19 protein-coding genes are annotated in these 18,083 nt (G+C 53.7%); 9 read left to right on the top strand and 10 right to left on the bottom strand.

All coding sequences use genetic code 11. The annotated features are described in order from the left end of the window. Positions 1 to 60 precede the first annotated feature (60 nt). Positions 61 to 2,331 carry an NADP-dependent isocitrate dehydrogenase gene (locus PHE17_RS03435; RefSeq protein ID WP_301014418.1) on the top strand — a complete coding sequence of 757 codons (2,271 nt, stop codon included), beginning with the start codon at positions 61 to 63 and terminating at the stop codon, positions 2,329 to 2,331. A 51-nt stretch (positions 2,332 to 2,382) separates the two neighbouring features. Here PHE17_RS03435 and PHE17_RS03430 read toward each other — a convergent pair whose 3' ends face one another. The 4 genes from PHE17_RS03430 to PHE17_RS03415 all read right to left on the bottom strand — a co-directional run bounded on the left by PHE17_RS03430 (position 2,383) and on the right by PHE17_RS03415 (position 5,456). After that, a complete protein-coding gene (locus tag PHE17_RS03430) occupies positions 2,383 to 3,411 on the bottom strand; it encodes a folate-binding protein (RefSeq protein ID WP_301014417.1) in 1,029 nt (342 codons plus the stop codon). Between the two features lie 146 nt (positions 3,412 to 3,557). After that, positions 3,558 to 4,493: a peptidylprolyl isomerase gene (locus tag PHE17_RS03425; protein ID WP_301014416.1), complete on the bottom strand. Its 936-nt coding sequence runs from the start codon at positions 4,491 to 4,493 to the stop codon at positions 3,558 to 3,560. 18 nt (positions 4,494 to 4,511) lie between these two features. Continuing rightward, the gene (locus tag PHE17_RS03420; protein ID WP_301014415.1) at positions 4,512 to 4,811 is read right to left on the bottom strand and encodes a YciI family protein; all 300 of its coding nucleotides are present in this window, start codon (positions 4,809 to 4,811) and stop codon (positions 4,512 to 4,514) included. 27 nt (positions 4,812 to 4,838) lie between these two features. Then, positions 4,839 to 5,456 (bottom strand): septation protein A, encoded by a 618-nt coding sequence (locus PHE17_RS03415; RefSeq protein WP_301014414.1) that lies wholly within the window; start codon positions 5,454 to 5,456, stop codon positions 4,839 to 4,841. A gap of 57 nt (positions 5,457 to 5,513) precedes the next feature. On the opposite strand from PHE17_RS03415, the gene PHE17_RS03410 reads away from it, so the two are divergent. The 5 genes from PHE17_RS03410 (at position 5,514) to scpB (ending at position 9,489) form a co-directional block, all read left to right on the top strand. After that, the gene (locus PHE17_RS03410) at positions 5,514 to 6,140 is read left to right on the top strand and encodes an L-threonylcarbamoyladenylate synthase (protein ID WP_301014413.1); all 627 of its coding nucleotides are present in this window, start codon (positions 5,514 to 5,516) and stop codon (positions 6,138 to 6,140) included. Positions 6,141 to 6,149: 9 nt separating this feature from the next. Next, the gene (locus PHE17_RS03405; protein WP_301014412.1) at positions 6,150 to 6,806 is read left to right on the top strand and encodes a site-2 protease family protein; all 657 of its coding nucleotides are present in this window, start codon (positions 6,150 to 6,152) and stop codon (positions 6,804 to 6,806) included. A 22-nt stretch (positions 6,807 to 6,828) separates the two neighbouring features. Beyond that, complete coding sequence (locus PHE17_RS03400) at positions 6,829 to 8,049, top strand: tryptophan--tRNA ligase (protein ID WP_301014411.1); 1,221 nt, start codon at positions 6,829 to 6,831, stop codon at positions 8,047 to 8,049. 116 nt (positions 8,050 to 8,165) lie between these two features. Then, positions 8,166 to 8,948: a segregation/condensation protein A gene (locus PHE17_RS03395; RefSeq protein WP_301014410.1), complete on the top strand. Its 783-nt coding sequence runs from the start codon at positions 8,166 to 8,168 to the stop codon at positions 8,946 to 8,948. Then, on the top strand, positions 8,938 to 9,489 hold the full coding sequence (gene scpB / locus PHE17_RS03390) for an SMC-Scp complex subunit ScpB (protein WP_301014409.1): 552 nt from the start codon (positions 8,938 to 8,940) through the stop codon (positions 9,487 to 9,489). Before PHE17_RS03395 ends, scpB begins: the two co-directional genes overlap by 11 nt. Here scpB and PHE17_RS03385 read toward each other — a convergent pair. From PHE17_RS03385 to PHE17_RS03375, 3 genes are all read right to left on the bottom strand, one after another. Continuing rightward, complete coding sequence (locus PHE17_RS03385; protein WP_301014408.1) at positions 9,407 to 10,690, bottom strand: DUF1615 family protein; 1,284 nt, start codon at positions 10,688 to 10,690, stop codon at positions 9,407 to 9,409. The two genes, scpB and PHE17_RS03385, sit on opposite strands and share 83 nt — an antisense overlap. A gap of 141 nt (positions 10,691 to 10,831) precedes the next feature. Beyond that, positions 10,832 to 10,972 carry a hypothetical protein gene (locus PHE17_RS03380; protein ID WP_301014407.1) on the bottom strand — a complete coding sequence of 47 codons (141 nt, stop codon included), beginning with the start codon at positions 10,970 to 10,972 and terminating at the stop codon, positions 10,832 to 10,834. Continuing rightward, positions 10,966 to 11,466, bottom strand: a complete 501-nt coding sequence (locus PHE17_RS03375; RefSeq protein ID WP_301014406.1) for a Uma2 family endonuclease — start codon at positions 11,464 to 11,466, stop codon at positions 10,966 to 10,968. The genes PHE17_RS03380 and PHE17_RS03375 overlap by 7 nt, the downstream gene beginning before the upstream one ends. A 111-nt stretch (positions 11,467 to 11,577) precedes the next feature. Here PHE17_RS03375 and PHE17_RS03370 point away from each other — a divergent pair, with 111 nt between their 5' ends. Next, complete coding sequence (locus PHE17_RS03370) at positions 11,578 to 12,339, top strand: HAD family hydrolase (RefSeq protein ID WP_301014405.1); 762 nt, start codon at positions 11,578 to 11,580, stop codon at positions 12,337 to 12,339. On the opposite strand, the gene PHE17_RS03365 is transcribed toward PHE17_RS03370, so the two are convergent. Beyond that, positions 12,336 to 13,163: a hypothetical protein gene (locus PHE17_RS03365; RefSeq protein WP_301014404.1), complete on the bottom strand. Its 828-nt coding sequence runs from the start codon at positions 13,161 to 13,163 to the stop codon at positions 12,336 to 12,338. The two genes, PHE17_RS03370 and PHE17_RS03365, sit on opposite strands and share 4 nt — an antisense overlap. 180 nt (positions 13,164 to 13,343) lie before the next feature. On the opposite strand from PHE17_RS03365, the gene PHE17_RS03360 reads away from it, so the two are divergent. Further along, complete coding sequence (locus tag PHE17_RS03360) at positions 13,344 to 13,763, top strand: hypothetical protein (RefSeq protein WP_301014403.1); 420 nt, start codon at positions 13,344 to 13,346, stop codon at positions 13,761 to 13,763. A 58-nt stretch (positions 13,764 to 13,821) separates the two neighbouring features. Further along, positions 13,822 to 14,826 (top strand): ion transporter, encoded by a 1,005-nt coding sequence (locus tag PHE17_RS03355; protein WP_301014402.1) that lies wholly within the window; start codon positions 13,822 to 13,824, stop codon positions 14,824 to 14,826. A gap of 7 nt (positions 14,827 to 14,833) precedes the next feature. On the opposite strand, the gene PHE17_RS03350 is transcribed toward PHE17_RS03355, so the two are convergent. After that, complete coding sequence (locus PHE17_RS03350) at positions 14,834 to 16,189, bottom strand: sigma-54 dependent transcriptional regulator (RefSeq protein WP_301014401.1); 1,356 nt, start codon at positions 16,187 to 16,189, stop codon at positions 14,834 to 14,836. After that, positions 16,186 to 17,982, bottom strand: a complete 1,797-nt coding sequence (locus PHE17_RS03345) for an ATP-binding protein (protein ID WP_301014400.1) — start codon at positions 17,980 to 17,982, stop codon at positions 16,186 to 16,188. Before PHE17_RS03345 ends, PHE17_RS03350 begins: the two co-directional genes overlap by 4 nt. Positions 17,983 to 18,083: the final 101 nt, after the last annotated feature.

Below are 18,083 nucleotides of genomic sequence, written 5' to 3'. Positions count from 1 at the left end.
CGATTATTGCGGTTTTTATATAAGATCGTCTGACAATCTCGCTTCCAGGAATAGTTGTACATGAATAATGAAACACCAAAGGTAATTTACACACTGACTGATGAGGCGCCGCTGCTGGCGACTTGTTCCTTGCTACCGATTATTCGCACTTTTGCATCAGGCGCTGGCATTGAAATCGCCAAAAGTGATCTGTCCCTGCCCGCACGTGCCCTTGCAGAATTCGCTGATTACCTGACAGCCGAGCAACAGGTATCGGATGAGCTGGCGATCATGGCGCAACTGACGCAAGAGCCGGATAGCAATATTATCAAGCTGCCCAATATCAGTGCCTCTGTGCCGCAACTGGTCGCGACTGTCAAAGAACTGCAAGCCGCAGGCTACAACCTGCCGGATTACCCCGAAGACCCGCAAACAGAAGAAGAAAAAACCATTCTGCGCCGTTACTCCAAAGTGCTGGGCAGTGCAGTCAACCCGGTGCTGCGTGAAGGCAACTCGGATCGCCGTGTACCGGCTGCCGTCAAGCGTTACGCACAAACTTACCCGCATGAAATGAAGGAGTGGAGCCAAGCGTCACGGACGCACGTTTCACACATGCATGGCGGTGACTTTTATAGCAGTGAAAAATGCATGACGATGGATCGTGCCTGCGATGTCAGCATGGATTTGCTGACAAAGAGCGGTAAAACCATCGTGCTCAAGCCGAAAGTTTCCCTGCTGGAAGGCGAAATCATAGACAGCATGTTTATGAGCAAAAAAGCCCTGTGCGAGTTCTATGAAAAGCAGATTGAAGACGCGAAGGAAACGGGCGTCATGTTCTCGCTGCATGTGAAAGCCACCATGATGAAGGTCTCGCACCCGATTGTTTTCGGTCACTGCGTCAAGATTTTCTACAAAGAGCTGTTTGAAAAACACGGTCAGTTGTTCAAGGAACTGGGTGTCAACCCGAACAACGGTATGAGCAGTGTGTATGAAAAGATTGCCACACTGCCAACCTCGTTGCGTGAAGAAATCGAGCGGGACATTCATGCCTGCTACGAACACCGCCCAGAACTGGCGATGGTGGATTCAGCCAAAGGCATTTCCAATCTGCATTCCCCGAACCATGTCATCGTGGATGCCTCGATGCCAGCCATGATCCGCAATGGCGGCAAAATGTATGGTCCGGCGGGTAAGTTGAAAGATACCAAGGCGGTGATGCCGGAAAGTACGTTTGCGCGTATTTATCAGGAGATCATTAACTTCTGTAAAACCCACGGTTCTTTCGACCCTAGGACACTGGGTTCGGTGCCGAACGTCGGTCTGATGGCGCAAAAAGCCGAAGAATACGGTTCGCATGACAAGACCTTTGAAATTCCCGAAGATGGCGTGGCGCGTATTGTGGATGATCAGGGCAATGTCCTGATTGAGCAAAACGTGGAAGCTGGCGACATCTGGCGCATGTGCCAAACCAAAGACCTGCCAGTGCGTGACTGGGTGGGGTTGGCGGTCAGACGGGCGCGTGAATCCAAATTGCCGACGGTATTCTGGCTGGATGAGTACCGTCCGCATGAGAATGAGCTGATCAAAAAGGTTAAAACTTACCTGAAGGATTACGACCTGACGGATGTTGATATTTGCATTATGTCACCCCTGCGCGGGATGCGTTTCAGTCTGGAACGTATTATCCGTGGCAAGAGCACGATTTCCGTTACTGGTAATATTTTACGCGACTACCTGACTGACTTGTTCCCGATTATGGAAGTGGGTACTAGCGCCAAAATGCTGTCTATTGTGCCGCTGATGAACGGCGGTGGCTTGTATGAAACGGGTGCGGGTGGTACTGCGCCGGTATTGGTGAAGCAATTGCTGGAAGAGAACCATCTAAGCTGGGATTCCTTAGGGGAGTTTCTGGCGCTGACGGTTTCCTTTGAACAGGTGGCTAGACAATACGGCAGCAACAAAGCCAAAGTGCTTTCGGTCACGCTGGATGAGGCCATCGGGAATGTGTTGTTGAATGATAAGTCACCGAAGCCGCGAACTGGCGAGCTGGATACGCGCGGCAATCACTTCTATCTGGCGATGTATTGGGCACAAGCGCTCGCCAAGCAAACCGAAGAACCGGAGATGGCTGAACATTTTGGCAAGCTGGCGAAAGTTCTGGCGGAAAACGAAGACAGCATCATTGCGGAGATGAAAAGCGTCCAAGGCCAGCCTGTGGATATTGGCGGTTATTTCTTCGCCGATTCTGCCATGACCAAAGCGGTTATGCGTCCGAGTGCGACGTTCACTAATGCCATTATGGCAGCACGTATGCCGGGCTTTTCTGCTGCGGAGCTAGACGCCCGTAAGTAATGACCATAAAAAAGGGCGCAATCTGCGCCCTTTTGTTGGAAGAGAGTTGAGTTACTCGGTTTCCAATTCGTAAGGCAATTCCAGTACTTTCACCGTATATTCCCCCAGATGCAGCGGATTTGCCGCTTCCGCAATCTTCATCACCGCCAGTGCTTCCACATAACCATCCGGGTTGAGGGTGGCGTTGAGGATGGTTCCAGCATCCGGGTCAGTGCCACTGGCAATATGGCTTCCTACTGCCGGTGTTTTCACGCAATGGGGAATGCCGATGCGGTACATCTGGCGTTTGGACTTGCCTAAGTATTTGAGGCGGGCAACGATCTCTTGACCGGGGAAACAGCCTTTGGTGAAACTCACGCCGTTGATCACGTGCATGTTCAACATCTGCGGAACCCACGCTTCGCTGCTGGCTTTAGAAACCATCGGTACGCCGGAGAGGATGTTGAAATATTCCCAGCCACTGCGCCCTACGCAGGCCGAGTTGACGTTGAGTAACTCCCACAGCTTCCGCGCTTCATCCAGTTCACCCAGAATTTTGAAACGCGGGATCGGTGCGGGTTGGTGCATAATGGTCAGGCCATTGACTTGCACGGTGTCGTAGGCTTTGGCGGGCGCTGCCCCGAGGATTTCCTGCAAACGCTTGTCACCGTCGGGTGCGGCGTAACCGAAATGCACCAAGCTGGCGCTGGCATCTTCCAGTACCACTTTGGAACGCAGCACGTACATGCGCAGGCGTTTGAGTACAGGTTCGAGCAAATCACTTGATACGCTTAGGTAGTAAGCACCGTGACGTTTGGTGATGAAAAAGGTTGCCAACACACGGCCTTGGGCAGTGCACCAAGCACTCAGTTGCGATACGGAATCGGTCACTTGGCGGATGTCGTTGGTCAGTTGGCCTTGTAGAAAAGTGGTGGCATCGTCGCCGCTGACACTGATCAGGCCAAAGTGTGAAAGGTCGCACAGGATTGCACCTTGCGGGGGGATACGGCGTTCGCGTTCAGGATTGCCGAAAGAAACGAGCGAGTCATCAGCAAACTCAGCTCCACAATCAATCAGAAAATTCTTCCAGTCTGGCTTCATGACAGCTCCCTTGTTGCGGTGTATGGAAACCCCTCCCGACCTCCTCTTATCAGGGGAGGAGAAAGAAATCCACTCCGCCTCTTGCTCCCTCCCCTGATAAGGGGAGGGATGGGGAGGGGTTTCTTTATACGGAAAAAGAGGGACTTTTATTTCTTCTCTTCAGCCTTCGGCTCTGCTGCTTTAGCATCAGCAGGTTTTGCGTCGGCTGCTTTTTCTTCCGGCAGCAGGACTTTTACGTCCGCTTTAGTACGCAACTCTTCCATGTACTTGAGCATTTTTTCTTGCTCCATTTGGCGTTGCAGTTGGGGTTTTACCGCGTCGAATTCAGGTGGTTTGACTTCGCGGCGTTCTTCCAACTTGATGACGTGGAAGCCGAACTCAGTTTGCACAGGTTCTTTGGTAATCGTGCCCGGTTCCATTTTGGCAACGGCTTCAGCGAATGGCTTGACCATTGTAGCCAGCTTGAACCAGCCGAGATCGCCGCCAGTAGATGCTGATGGGCCATCGGAAGATTTCTTCGCCAGTTCAGCGAAATCACCTTTGTTGTCCAATTCCTTGATGACGCCTTGGGCTTCTTCCTTGGTTTTCATCAGGATGTGGCGGGCATGGTATTCAAACTTGTCGCCAGCACTGATTTGCTTGTCGTAAGAGGCTTTCAGCTCTTCGTCAGTGATTTTGAAGGAAGCCGCTTTGTCTTGTGTCCAAGCGTTCAGCACCAGTTTGTCGGTGATGTCTTGGAGTTTTTGCTTGATGTCGGCGCGGTCGGCAAGGCCGGATTTGTTGGCTTCTTGGCGTGCAATTTCGGTGATGATCAGGTCATCAAGCACGGCTTTGGTGTCGACTTTGGCATCAGGGCTGGAGCCGCGCACCATGCCGATGACGGTATCCAAGGTAGATTTAGTGATGTTTTGACCATTTACTGTGGCGACTACGGCATCCGCGCCTTTGGCGTCAGCAGCAGGAGCAGCCGCGCCCGCTGGTGGTGTTGCAGCCGGTGCAGTTTCTGCATACAGGTTGGCAGCCGCTACCAAGCTCAGCCCAAGCAGCCCAGTTACAAGCATTTTATTGGTTATCAATCGCATTGTTTTACTCTTCCTCTTTTAAGGTAACACTTTCTTGAAAGGTTTGACGGTGACACGCTGGTAAACACCTGCTGCCCGGTAAGGGTCAGCGTCTGCCCAGCTTTGTGCCGCTTCCAGCGAATCAAATTCGGCAATAATGATGCTGCCGGTGAAACCCGCCTCGCCGGGGTCATTGGCATCAATTGCCGGGGTGGGGCCTGCTACCAGCAAACGGCCTGCATCACGCAGGGCGTGGAGCCGTTCCAAGTGTGCCGGGCGTGCCGCTAGCCGTGCGGGCAGGCTATCCGCTGTGTCGTCGCCGATGATTACATATAACATATTCGCCATGTCCTTAAATTTTCGTAACTATTCAGCCGGTTCGTCGGCATACTTTTGCAAGTAGAGCGCTTGTATGACAACAAATACCAAGGTTAGTCCCAGTACGCCGAATAGTTTAAAGTTTACCCAGACGTTTTCACTAAAAAAGTAGGCAATGACAAGGTTTAACACACCAATGAAAGCAAAGAAAATGGCCCACAGCGTGTTAACCTGTTTCCATGTCGCGGCGGGGGCTTGGATGGCGTGGGACATCATGCGTTCCGCCAGTGGTTTGCGGTTGCCCACAAACAAGCTGCCAATGAAGGCCAGCGCGAATGCCCAGTTGATGATGCTGACTTTCCATTTGATGAACAGTGGGTCTTTCAGGAAGAGCGTCAGTGTGCCGAATACCAGTAAAATTCCCAGCGTGATCAGGTGCATCCGCTCGAAACGGCGGTGCATGGCAAAATACGCCACGTTTTGTAGGATCGTTGCGAGTATGATCACCAACGTTGCCATCAGGATCGCGTCCTTGGGGTTGCTCTGGTTCAAGGCCATCAGTGGAAATTGGTTGGCGGCTTCTACCCACGCGGCAGGCAGGTCGCCAAAGAATTTGTACACCAGAAAGAACAGTGCAACCGGGAAAAAGTCAAACAGGAACTTCATGCGTATTGGTATAATCAGTTAATTTTAAAGTCGCCAATTCTAAACGATAATCGAACCATGAGTCAGTATTTTCAAATTCATCCTGAAAACCCCCAAGCCCGATTGGTTAAGCAAGCCGTACAAATCATCCGTGATGGTGGTGTGGTGGTGTTTCCAACCGATTCCAGTTATGCCATTGGTTGCCATTTGGGCGACAAGGCGGCGATGGAACGTATCCAACGTATCCGCAAGGTGGACAACAAACACAACTTCACCTTGGTGTGCCGCGACCTGTCGGAAATTGCCCTGTATGCGCAAGTTGATAATATGAACTATCGGCTGATCAAGTCGCTAACGCCGGGGCCTTACACCTTTATCCTTCAGGCTACCCGTGAAGTGCCGCGCCGTTTGCAAAACCCCAAACGCAAGACTATCGGTATCCGTCTGCCGGATCACATTGTTACGCAGACGCTTTTACAGGAGCTGAACGAGCCGTTGATGTCCAGCACCTTGATTTTGCCGGGGGAAGACCTGCCGATGGTTGACCCTTACCAAATCCGTTTGTCCTTGGAGCATCAGGTGGACTTGATCATTGATGGTGGTTTTTGTGGACACGAACCCACTACGGTCGTGGATTTGATGGAAGCCCGTCCGGTTGTCCTGCGTGAAGGCAAGGGCAGTGTGAATTGGTTGGTGGAGCATTAAGATTTGAATATGGATTTTGACATCAATGCCTTTATGTACGGGTTGGCAACGTGGGCTATCCCGGTATTGTTTGCGATCACCTTGCACGAAGTTGCGCATGGTTGGATGGCGAACAAATTAGGGGACAGCACCGCAAAAATGTTGGGGCGGCTGTCGCTGAACCCGATCAAGCACGTTGACCCGATAGGGACAATCGCCGTGCCTGTGGTGTTACTGCTGCTGAATGCGCCCTTTCTGTTTGGCTGGGCAAAGCCCGTTCCAGTGAATTTCCGTAACCTGAAAAACTACCGTAAAGACATGGTGTTGGTGGCTATTGCTGGGCCATTAGCCAACTTATTGATGGCGGTTTTGTGGATTATTTTACTGATCGTGTTCGCCAACCTGATCCCCAATGAGAATGTGGCGCGTGGTTTCATGGCAATGAGCCAGAATGGCATTATGATCAACTTGGTGTTGCTGGTGTTTAACCTGTTGCCGATTCCGCCGCTGGATGGGGGCAGGGTGCTTTCCGGCTTGTTGCCGCCCAGCATTTCCAGCGTGCTCGACCAGATTGAGCCGTATGGTATGATCATCGTGGTGGCGCTGCTGTATTTTGGGGTGCTGGATAACATTATCATGCCGCTGGTCGGTACATTGGCTGCCTTGTTGGGGCATCTTTTCTTTTGAGTTGAATGAATAAGGTATTTGCGTGAGTACTACGCCTTCGCATCGTCAGCGCATCGTTTCCGGGATGCGCCCAACCGGACTGTTACACTTGGGGCATTATCACGGTGTCCTGAAAAATTGGGTTGAAATGCAGCACCAGCACGAGTGCTTTTTCTTCGTTGCCGATTGGCACGCCCTCACCACCCATTACGAAACGCCGGATGGCATTTCCCAGCACGTGGAAGACATGGCGATTGATTGGCTGGCAGCAGGCATAGACCCGCGTTGTGCGACCGTTTTCACCCAATCGCATGTGCCGCAACATGCCGAATTGCACCTGCTGTTGTCGATGATTACTCCGTTGGGCTGGTTGGAACGGGTTCCGACTTATAAAGACCAGCAGGAAAAGCTCAAAGAGCGCGACTTGGCCACTTACGGTTTCTTGGGCTACCCGCTGCTGCAATCGGCGGACATCCTGATCTACAAGGCTGACCACGTACCCGTCGGTGCAGACCAAGTGGCGCATATCGAAATTACCCGCGAAGTGGCGCGGCGTTTCAACCACCTCTACGGGCGCGAACCGGGCTTTGAAGAAAAAGCCGAACAAGCCGCCAATAAGATGGGTAAGAAACACGCGAAAACTTACCGTGACTTGCGTCGCCAATACCAAGAGCAAGGCAGTACCGATGCGATTGTTATGGGGCGGGCGTTGTTGGAGTCGCAGCAAAGTCTGAGTGTAGGCGACCGCGAACGTTTGCTGGGTTATTTGGAAGGCTCTGGTAAAACCATCCTGCCTGAACCGCAAGCCGCGCTGACCAAAGCCTCGAAAATGCCGGGGCTGGATGGGCAGAAAATGTCCAAGTCCTACAACAACACCCTTTCCCTGCGCGAGTCGCCGGAGAGTGTGGAAAAGAAAATCCGCACCATGCCGACTGACACCAACCGCGTGCGCCGTACTGACCCCGGCGATCCAGCACGTTGCCCGGTATGGCAGTTCCACGAAGTGTATTCCGACGACACCACCAAGCAATGGGTGCAGGAAGGTTGCCGCAGCGCGGGTATCGGTTGCATCGAATGCAAACAGCCGGTGATTGCGGCAGTGCAGGCGGAACTTGCGCCGATCCAACAACGTGCTGCCGAATTTGAGGCAGACCGGGGGAGGGTGCGTGAAATTTTGCGCGAAGGGGCTGAAACCGCCCGCCAAGTTGCCAAGGCAACGATGGTGGATGTGATGGAAGCCATGCGTTTTACCCATCATTTGTGATTACCCCTCACCCCAACCCCTCTCCCTCAAGGGGAGAGGGGCTAAGAAAACCTCTTGCTCCCCCTCGCCCCTTGAGGGAGAGGGGGCTGGGGGGTGAGGGGTTCATCCAAAAAGAGATGCCGCTGGCGATTGTGCGTGGTGAACAGCTTGTCACCATGCCGGAGGATTTGTACATCCCGCCCGACGCGCTAGCGGTCTTTTTGGAAGCCTTTGAAGGCCCGCTGGATTTGCTGTTGTACCTGATCCGGCGGCAAAATTTCGACATTTGCGACATCCCCATTGCCGATGTGACCGTGCAATACATGGCCTATGTCGAGTTGATGAAAGATTTTAACCTCGATTTGGCGGCGGAATACTTGCTGATGGCGGCAATGTTGGCGGAAATCAAATCCCGCATGTTGTTGCCACGCCATGCTGAGATTGATGAAGAAGATGACCCGCGTGCTGCGTTGATGCGCCAATTACAGGAATACGAGCAGTGCAAGCAGGCTGCTGCCGAGCTGGATAGCTTGCCGCGTTTGGAGCGGGAACATTACGTGGCGCAAACGGCTGCCGATTTCCCCAAGCCGCCGCGCCCGCAACCGCAGGTTTCCTTACGCGAATTGCTGCTGGCGTTTCAGGATGTCCTACGGCGGGCAGATATGTTCAGCCATCACCAGATCAAGCGCGAACACTTGTCGATCCGCGAACGCATGACCCACATTCTGAGCCTGTTGCAGCAGCAAGCCATTGTGCCGTTTACCCATTTGTTCAAAGTGGAAGAGGGGCGACGTGGGGTGGTGGTGTCGCTGATGGCGGTGCTGGAATTGCTCAAGGCGCACTTGATTGACGTGGTGCAAAGCGATGATGTCTATGCATTGCTATATATCCGTCCTGCGGGAGATGCCCATGCCGCTTGAAACCATTCTGCAAGCAATCTTGCTTACCGCTGAGAAACCTTTGTCGCTGGAACAATTGGAAGGCTATTTCCCGCCAGAAGAACGGGTGACGCGCCAAACCATCCGCGTGGCGTTACAGGTATTGCAAACCGCGTGTGCAGGGCAAAGCTTTGAATTGGTGGAAACAGCAAGTGGTTTCCGCCTGCAAACCCGCGCTGAATTCAAAGAATGGGTGCAACGTCACTCGCAGGAAAAGCCGCCGAAATATTCCCGCGTCTTCCTCGAAACTTTGGCACTGATTGCGTGGCGGCAACCGATTACCCGTGCAGAAATCGAAGAAATCCGGGGCGTGGCGGTCAATGCCAACATCATCAAAACCTTGTTGGAGCGCGATTGGGTGCGGGTGGTAGGGCATAAGGAACTGCCGGGCAGACCGGAAATGCTCGGCACGACCCGCCAGTTCCTCGACTATTTCAACCTCAAATCGCTGGAAGATTTACCCAGTCTTGTAGAAATGAAGGGGCTGGACGTTGATCAGTTGCCGCTGGAACTGCTGGGCTGAGGCTTTTACCTACGGTTGCTGGAATGGCTTGGCTAACAACGCCTTCGGGTTGGGCAAGGCAGCGTTGGTAGCGTTTATTGACCATATTGGCAAAACGTTCGGTAGTGAGGATGCGCGAGGTTTTTTCACTGTGCAAGGTGATGCGCGGCACGACTGCATACGGCGGGGCAGCTTTTTTCACCAATTGGTAGGCTTGCATCACGGTTTTGTAGGTCGAGGTGCTATTGAAACCCAGTGTTTTTTCCTGCATCAAATCGCTGCGGATGCGCTGGTTGGGCAGGATTAGGCCGTATTTGTCGGCGACGATGCGCACAGCCTGTTCGGTATTGCTGACCGCTGAGCTGACGCTACCTTTTTCATACATCAATAAATCACCATCGGTGGCGATAGGCAGTTTTGCCAATGCACCCACCACGGTTTGGAAGGCGGCGTTGCGGCTGGTATAGCGCCCTGCGTTGTAGTCGGCAAAGCGGAACAGCTTTTTGCCATAGCCCGTTTCATACCCCAATAGCAGCAGTGTGCCGTAGTACAGCCCACCTTTGCGGGTATAAAGTGCGTCGCGCAGTTGGTAAATTTCCTGCAAGGACAAGGCTCTGCCACGTCGTGCTGCTTCGTGTTGCACGGCAAAGTTGACATCGACTTGCATGGGGCCGAGGGTGTTGATTTCGTTTTGGCTTTCGATGAAATCGCGGGCGAAGTCGCTGTTCATCAGGAAACTCAGTTTGTATTCCTGCGCTATCCCGGCGGTTAAGTCGCGGTAAGCCCAATCAAGGTCACGTTCGGTTTTGGCATGGCGGATGCGCTGCATGAAACTGTTGCGTGGGTTGGGGTATTGGGCAAGAAACGTGCTGGCTTGCCCGCCTAAAATGGGATGCTGGTTGAGTTTGGCAATGACTGCCTTTTCCGACACTTTGCCCAGATTGGGCACGCTGGGGTTGGCGGAAAAAGCTGATTCTTGGTCGATAATCGCCACCAAGGCGCAAACGTTTTCCGGGGTTTGCGGCAGGTTATGTGCTTGCAATGCACCCAGTATGTCGTTTGCCCAGCCCGCCGGGTCACGTACTTTGGGTCTGGCAGCTTTGATTTTTGCCGCAATCTGAGGGGCATCAAATGCGGAAGCGATGGGGGAGGCCAATATCGCCAACCCGGCGACGATCGCCACGCAGGCCGTTTTTACTCGTGCAGAATACCAATGGGACATGACTCAAATCCTTTTGTGCGGGGCGATGGGGTAGGGGAAGCATAGCGCAGGTGGGATGGTTTAAAAATCCCCTTAGCTAGCCTTTTTCGTTGTGCGGAATTTAACGCCGAAAATCGTTTGATTTGGGTGGTGGATCAGTGCCTAACGGGAATAATAAACCCCCGCTGGTGGTTCTTTCAGGTACACGGGCGGTTCAGGCGGAGGGAACAGCACATCCCACTCCAACACCAGATCAGGGAATAGCGCGGAGGCTTGAGTGCCTTGGGTTTCTTCGATCAGCACGCGCCGTAACGCCCGTCAGTGCACAGCGTCCACATCATTACCACGCGGTCAACCGGGTGTACGACCCAATATTCACGTACCCCGTGACGTTCGTACAGCCGCAGCTTGTGGATCAGGTCTTTGGATGCGGTGGAGGGGGAAAGCACTTCGATGATCCAATCCGGCGCACCTTTACAGCCTTTGTCATCCAGTTTGTTTTTATCGCAGATTATGGAAATGTCAGGCTGTACCACGTTGTTGGTTTGGTCATCGGTGGCATCAGTAGCGGCAAGGCGCACATCAAACGGGGCGGGGAACACTTCGCAAGGTTTGCCTACTAAAAAGTTGCCAATTTGACGGACAAGTTCACTAATGACCCGCTGGTGGGTGGTGCTAGGCGCAGCCATCGCATACGCAACCCCGTCAATCAGTTCCCAGCGCTCATCCTCTGACCATTTGCAGTAATCGGCATAGGTAAAGTGTTCTTGTGTACCGAGTTGATAAGCCAGTGACATGCCCGCCGCTCCGAGTCGAATGATAGCGTTAACCATAGCACACAAGGGCTATTTTCCCCACTTTTGCCCGCAGACTAGAATACAGCCACGCTAAAAACCAAAGGTAACGACATGGCACTCACCACACTCTTATTTGACGTAGACGGCACGCTCGCCGACACCGAACGCGATGGGCATCGCCCCGCCTTCAACAAAGCCTTCGCCGAAGCGGGGCTAGATTGGAATTGGACGGTGGAAATCTACGCCGACCTGCTGACCGTTACGGGCGGCAAAGAACGCATCCGCTATTTTTTGGAAAAATACTTGCCCGATTTCACCCCGCCGGAAGGCGTAGCTGATTTCGCGGCACGGATGCACAAGCGCAAAACCCATTTCTATCTGGAAATGCTGCAAAACGGTGAAATCCCGCTGCGTAACGGTGCGGAACGCCTGATCCGGGCAGCGCGTGCCGCTGGCTTACGCCTTGGCATTGCCACGACGACCACGCCGGAAAATGTTACATATTTGCTGAAAGCCACGTTGGGTGAGGAGTCCATCGGTTGGTTCGAGTGCATTGCGGCGGGTGATATTGTGCCGAAGAAAAAGCCCGCACCGGATATTTACCAATACGCGATGCAACAAATGGGCGTGGAGCCAGCGGAATGTCTGGCGTTTGAGGATTCCGACAATGGCATCCGCTCATCCACAGCGGCAAACCTGAAAACGATTGTCACGGTCAATGATTACACCCGCGATCACGATTTCAGCAAGGCAGTGTTGGTGCTCGACCAATTCGGTGAGCCGGATGCGCCTTTTACGGTGTTGCAGGGCAACGCAGGCACTTACACCTACGTTACCCCCGAGTTGCTGCACGCATTGCACGCGCAGGTTTAATACCCAGCCAGCAAATTCTGTGGGCGATAGGTATCCAACCGCGCCCGCCATCCCGCCATCCATTTGGCTTCTTGGCGTTCCGGTGGGGCATTGGCAATGCGGCGGGTTAAGACATCTTCCGCAGCGCGGGCAAATTCAGACAGGGCTTGCGGCCCCGGTTGTGATGGGTTCATTGCCAACAACACTTGCAGCAAACCCCAGCCTTGACCGTTGTAACGTTCGGTGGGGCTGATGCCTTCGCCTTTGAAGTTGACGTAATCCAGCAGCGGATACAGCCCTTTAGGTGATTTTTCAACAGCTTGGTAATTTTTCAGCACCCGGTCGCGCTCTGCGGGGGCAACGTGGTTCAGCAGTTCCGGTAAGGCACGGGTCAGGCGGGCTGACATATAATTAGCCTGAAGATTCATGGTTTGTTGCAGGTAATTACGCAGTTCGGTCACTTCCTTGTCGCCTTGCGCCCGTTCAAATGCCACTTTATTAGGCCACGGTGCACCGCGTGCCGTGCGGTTTTGCAGCCAAGTGGGGAGTGGGACGCCGCTGGTTTTGGTGTATTCCAGCAAGCCGGGGAAGGTTTCGGTGTAAGGCCCGTGCCGCCCTTCGGGATACCAGATGAAATGCCCGATGCCGAGTGAGGCGAACTCTTCTTGCGCGTTCCACACGATAAGTTTCGCTGGATCACCGCTGGTTTCGTTTTTGAAAACTTTGTCGGCGATCCAGTTCAAGTCTTGGGCGGAAACGACGGTGGGTGGCGGCTGCATTTGCGACATGGGTGCGCAGGCGCTCAGTCCCCCAACAATTGCGAGTGAAAATAGAATTTTTTTCATGAAAAAGCCCCTAGTTTGTGGTCAAAGTAACATACCGGCATAGCCCTTCGATGGCGGTATAATGTTACCCAATTGAGCGTTGTTTTGCGGAAAAGTTCAATCACATGACCAATGGCATAACGGCGCAGGTGGTGGATATAGTATATTGAACATGAACTTACACAAGAGAGGGATGACATCATGCACGAGAAAGTGGAACAACTGCTGGCTAAACTGAAAGCCGAGCGCGAAGAATTCCGGGTACGTATGCATTTGGGCAATATGGATGCCCACGACGAGTGGGAAAAGGCCGAAGGCAAATGGGAGAACCTGCAAGGGCGCTTAAAACATTCCGGTCTGGTGCTGGCGGAAAAAGCCGGTGACTTGATCGAAGGGTTTGAGGATGAATTGCGTGAACTCAAGAGTGGGGCTTCCGCTACGACGTGGAAGTTGAACATGAAGGCCAAAGAGGAAATCCACGATTTGGGCGAAGATGTGGATAAGCTGCAACACAAAATTGCCGACAAGGTGGAAGATGTACGCCTTGAGGTGATGGAAGAGTTGCATGAACTGGGCGAGGAAATTTCTGGGCTGTACCAGAAAATTCGTAGCCGTTTTTAAATAATAATCAGGTGATAGGGAAGGGCGTAGGGCTACGCCCTTTGCAAAGGGTTAGGGTATGTATAATGCTCGCCGTTGGCTGTTTTTGGCGTTGGAGGAACAAAAGGGCGCGGGGTGGATAAAATTCATCAACCGCTTCTTGATGGTGTTGGTATCGCTCAATGTGATCGCGGTCACGGTGGAGTCTGAGCACAGCATCTACGAGACGTATGCGGCGTTCTTTTGGTGGTTTGAAGTTTTTTCGGTGGCGGTTTTCACCATCGAGTATATCGTGCGTGCGTGGATTTGCGTGGAATCCAGCGATGTGGATTTTAAGCACCCGGTCGGGGGGCGTTGGCGCTATTTGCTGTCGCCGATGGCGTTGGTGGATTTGGTGGCAATCCTGCCGTTTTACCTCAGTTTCTTTTTGGGTGTGGCGGATTGGCGCGTGCTGCGTAGCCTGCGTTTGTTACGGCTGCTGAAGCTGACCCGTTACTCCCATTCCCTCGGTTTGCTGCTGGTGGTGCTTAAACAGGAGGCGGAAACGCTGGTGTCGGCGCTGTTCATCCTCAGCATGTTGATCTTGTTGTCCGCGACTGGCATGTATCTGGTCGAAGGGCATATCCAGCCGGAAAAATTCGGCAGCATTCCCCGTGCCGTGTGGTGGTCAACGGTGACAGTGGCTACGGTGGGGTACGGCGATGCCGTGCCGATTACCACGGTAGGCAAGGTGTTCAGCGGCATGATCATCATTACCGGGATTGCGGTGGCGGCCTTGCCTGCGGCGATTTTGGCGTCTGGCATCATCAATGAATTGAAGCGGCGGCGCGAAAGTTTCCGTATTGAAATGATCAAAGCGATGGAAGACGGCAGGCTGGATTTCGGTGGCCTGCGTTATCTGGAAAAGGTGCGCCTCAAAATCGGTATCAGCCGCTCTGACGCACGCTTGGTGTTTGAAGAGGTCAAGCAGGACATCCGCCTACAGACTTACACCAATTGTCCGCATTGTGCACAACCGATTGTGATTAAGCATCCGCCGGGGCATATCTATGTGCGGCCTGCGAAACGCCAGCGCGAGCGGTAAGGGGCGGTTACTCGCGGAATTGCCCGCGTTCCAAACCGTACTTTTTCATCTTGTCGGTCAGGGTTTTGCGCGGTAAGTCGAGCGCGTCCATCACTTCCCGCGTGTTACCTTTGTGGCGGTTGAGTGCCTGTTCGATCAGGATTTTTTCAAAGCAGGAAACCTGTTCTGCCAGCGACATGCCTTCCAGCTTTTCATCGGATTTCATCAGTGCGGCAAGGTCGAAATTGTACGCCTCACCCAGCAGCACATAACGCTCGGCAATATTGCGCAATTCGCGGATATTGCCCGGCCAGTCGTGCCCGATCAGCACGTGCAGCGCCTTGCTGTTGAGCGGCGGCACTTCGGTTTCGCACCGCGCCGCTGCCACCAGCACAAAATGTTGGAACAGTAGCGGGATGTCTTCTCGCCGCGCCCGCAACGGCGGCACTTCCAGCGTCACCACATTCAGGCGGTAATACAAATCTTTGCGGAATTCCGCGCGTTCTGCCGCTTCCATTAAATCCACCTTGGTCGCAGCAATCACGCGGATGTCGAGCGGAATCAGCTTATTGGAACCCAACCGTTCGATCTTGCGTTCCTGCAACACCCGCAGCAACGGTGCTTGGGTGGAAAGCGGCATCCCTTCAATCTCATCCAGAAACAGCGTGCCACCATTGGCGTGTTCAAACTTGCCGATGCGTTTGACTTTTGCCCCGGTGAAAGCGCCCGCTTCGTGCCCAAACAGCTCGCTGTCGAGCAGGCTTTCGGGGATCGCCGCGCAATTGATCGCCACGTAATTGTGGTCGCGGCGCTTGCTCTGTTCGTGCAGGGAACGCGCCACCAATTCCTTGCCCGTGCCCGTTTCGCCCCACACCAGCACGTCGGCGTTGACGTTGGCGAGGCGCGTGATCATCTTGCGCAGGTTCATGATCGACGGGGTTTGCCCGATGATGCGTGGGCCGGGGCGAGTTTGGTTTTCCAGTGCTTCTTTCAGGGCGCGGTTTTCCAGCGTCAGGCGGCGTTTTTCGCTGGCGCGTTTGATCACATCCACCAATTGGGTGTTGGAAAACGGTTTTTCCAGCAAATCATAGCTGCCTTTGCGCATGGCTAGCACTGCCGTGGCTACGTCGGCGTGCCCACTGATCAGGATGACGGGTAAATCGCGGTCGATTTTCAAAATGCGTTGGAGGAATTCCAAGCCATCCATCCCCGGCATTCGGATGTCGGAAATCACCACGCCCTCAAATTCGGGGGTAATTTTCGCCAGTGCGCTTGGCGCGTTGCTGAAGGTTTCCACCTCAAAACCTGCCAGCATCAGGGATTGCGCGGTGGAATCGCGTACCGCTTTTTCGTCATCGACCAAAATGATGTTGGTTGCGGTCATTGCTGCCCTCCGTCGGCGGCTTGTTGCAAGCTCAGGGTGAAAATTGCGCCGCCTTCCCGCGCATTGCGCACCGCCAAATGCCCGTGCATGTCTTTGGCAAGGCGATAGGAAATCGACAAGCCTAATCCTAACCCTTTACCGACGGTTTTGGTGGTAAAAAATGCTTCAAACACACGCGGCAGGGCTTGCTCACTGATGCCCGCGCCGTTATCACGCACGCTGACGCACACTTGCCCATCGGCTTGTTGCAGGGTAATCCAGATGTGCTGTTCGTCCTGTTCCTGCACCGCTTCGACCGCATTGCTGAGCAGGTTGACCAGAATCTGTTCCAACCACACCAAATCTGCCTGCACGTAACGGGTATGGTCAGCCCGCAGTTGTTCCAGTTGCACGCGGGTTTGCGCCAGTTTCGGCTGCACGATGCTAAGGGCGGAATCAAGGGCGCGGTGCAGGTCGCAGGTTTCCATTTGCCCCGTACTTTTGCGCGAAAAGGTTTTGAGCTGGCGGGTAATCGTTGCCATGCGTTCGGTGAGGGCGACGATTTCGGTGAGGTTATTGCGGGCAATCTCGGGTTTGCCGATGTCGAGGAACTGCGCGGCATTGTCGGCGTAAGCGCGGATCGCGGTCAGCGGATTGTTCAACTCGTGGTTGATCCCGGCGGAAAGTTGCCCTAATGCTGCCATTTTCGCTGCTTGCACCAGTTCTTCTTGGGTGTAACGCAATTCACGGGTGCGTTTTTCGACTTTGGCTTCGAGTTCTTCGCGGATGTGCTGCTCGTATTCGCGGCGCTGACGCTGGTTTTTCCATAACAAATAGATCAGCAAACTGCTCAACGTCAGCAAGATCGCGGCAAACAATACCGCCAGCAGTGCCGTGCGGCTCACACTTCCCCGGTCAACCAGCAGGTAAAGATGCCATCCGGCGGCATCCATCATGTCATTGTGCAGTACAAGATAGGGCGTGTCGTCTTCGTTAACCTGTTGCTCCAGCAAGTTGGGTTGGATGGACAAATCCGGCAACGGGGTAATGACCGTATCCGCATAACGGCGGCTGTCGCGCAGTTGCGCCAGTTTATCGGCGGGCAGGGCTTGCAAGGCATGGTAACGCCAACGTTCAGGGTTGGACATGAACACAATCCCGTCCGGGTCGGTGACGATGAAATCCATATTGCGTTGCGCCAATCCGCTTTCCAGTGTTTCTACCCCGACCTTGACCGCGACCACCCCCAATACCGTGCCTTGCGTTGTGTGTACCGGGGCTGCGAAGTAATAGCCGCGTTCGCCAGACGTGGTTCCCAGCGCGTAATAACGTGAGGTTTTCCCCTGTATCGCCTGCTGAAAATAGGGGCGGAACGCGAAGTTTTTGCCAATAAACGTGAACGGTTTGTTCCAATTGCTGGCGGTGATGGTCAGGCCATCGGCTCGCATCAGGTAAATGTCCGCCGTGCCTGCAATGGTGTTGGCCTGTTCCAAATACTGGTTGAGGTGCGCCAATTTCGTGGGGTCGGCAGGGGAGGTTTGCAGGAAATCTTGCACTTCGCGGTTTGCTGCCAACAGTTCGGGCAGGTAGGCGTGGCGGTCGAGCGCGGATTCCAATTGGCTGCGTAAGCGTGCGAGTTGGCTGTAAGCCTCACGTTTCAAACCGTCAGCCGCGCTTTGTTGCACGCTGTGGTAAACCGTCAGCAAGGTGATGATGGCAAATAGCAGCAGTAGCCAGAACCACGTTGCCGCACTGAAAGGTCGCCGCTGGGGGAGGCGCGAAAATAACCACTGGTGGTGGGATCGTTTACCCAAGTGCATTAACCTTTATTGATCATCATGTACGCTTACAACACCACGTCTGACTATGGTCTAGTGTATCAAGCAATACTCCCAGCCATGTGAAAACCTTAACA

It is taken from the genome of Thiothrix sp., assembly GCF_028714775.1.
GTDB lineage: Bacteria > Pseudomonadota > Gammaproteobacteria > Thiotrichales > Thiotrichaceae > Thiothrix.
Note: the sequence above shows the minus strand (reverse complement) of the source record. Positions and strands in the feature narration are given on the sequence as shown.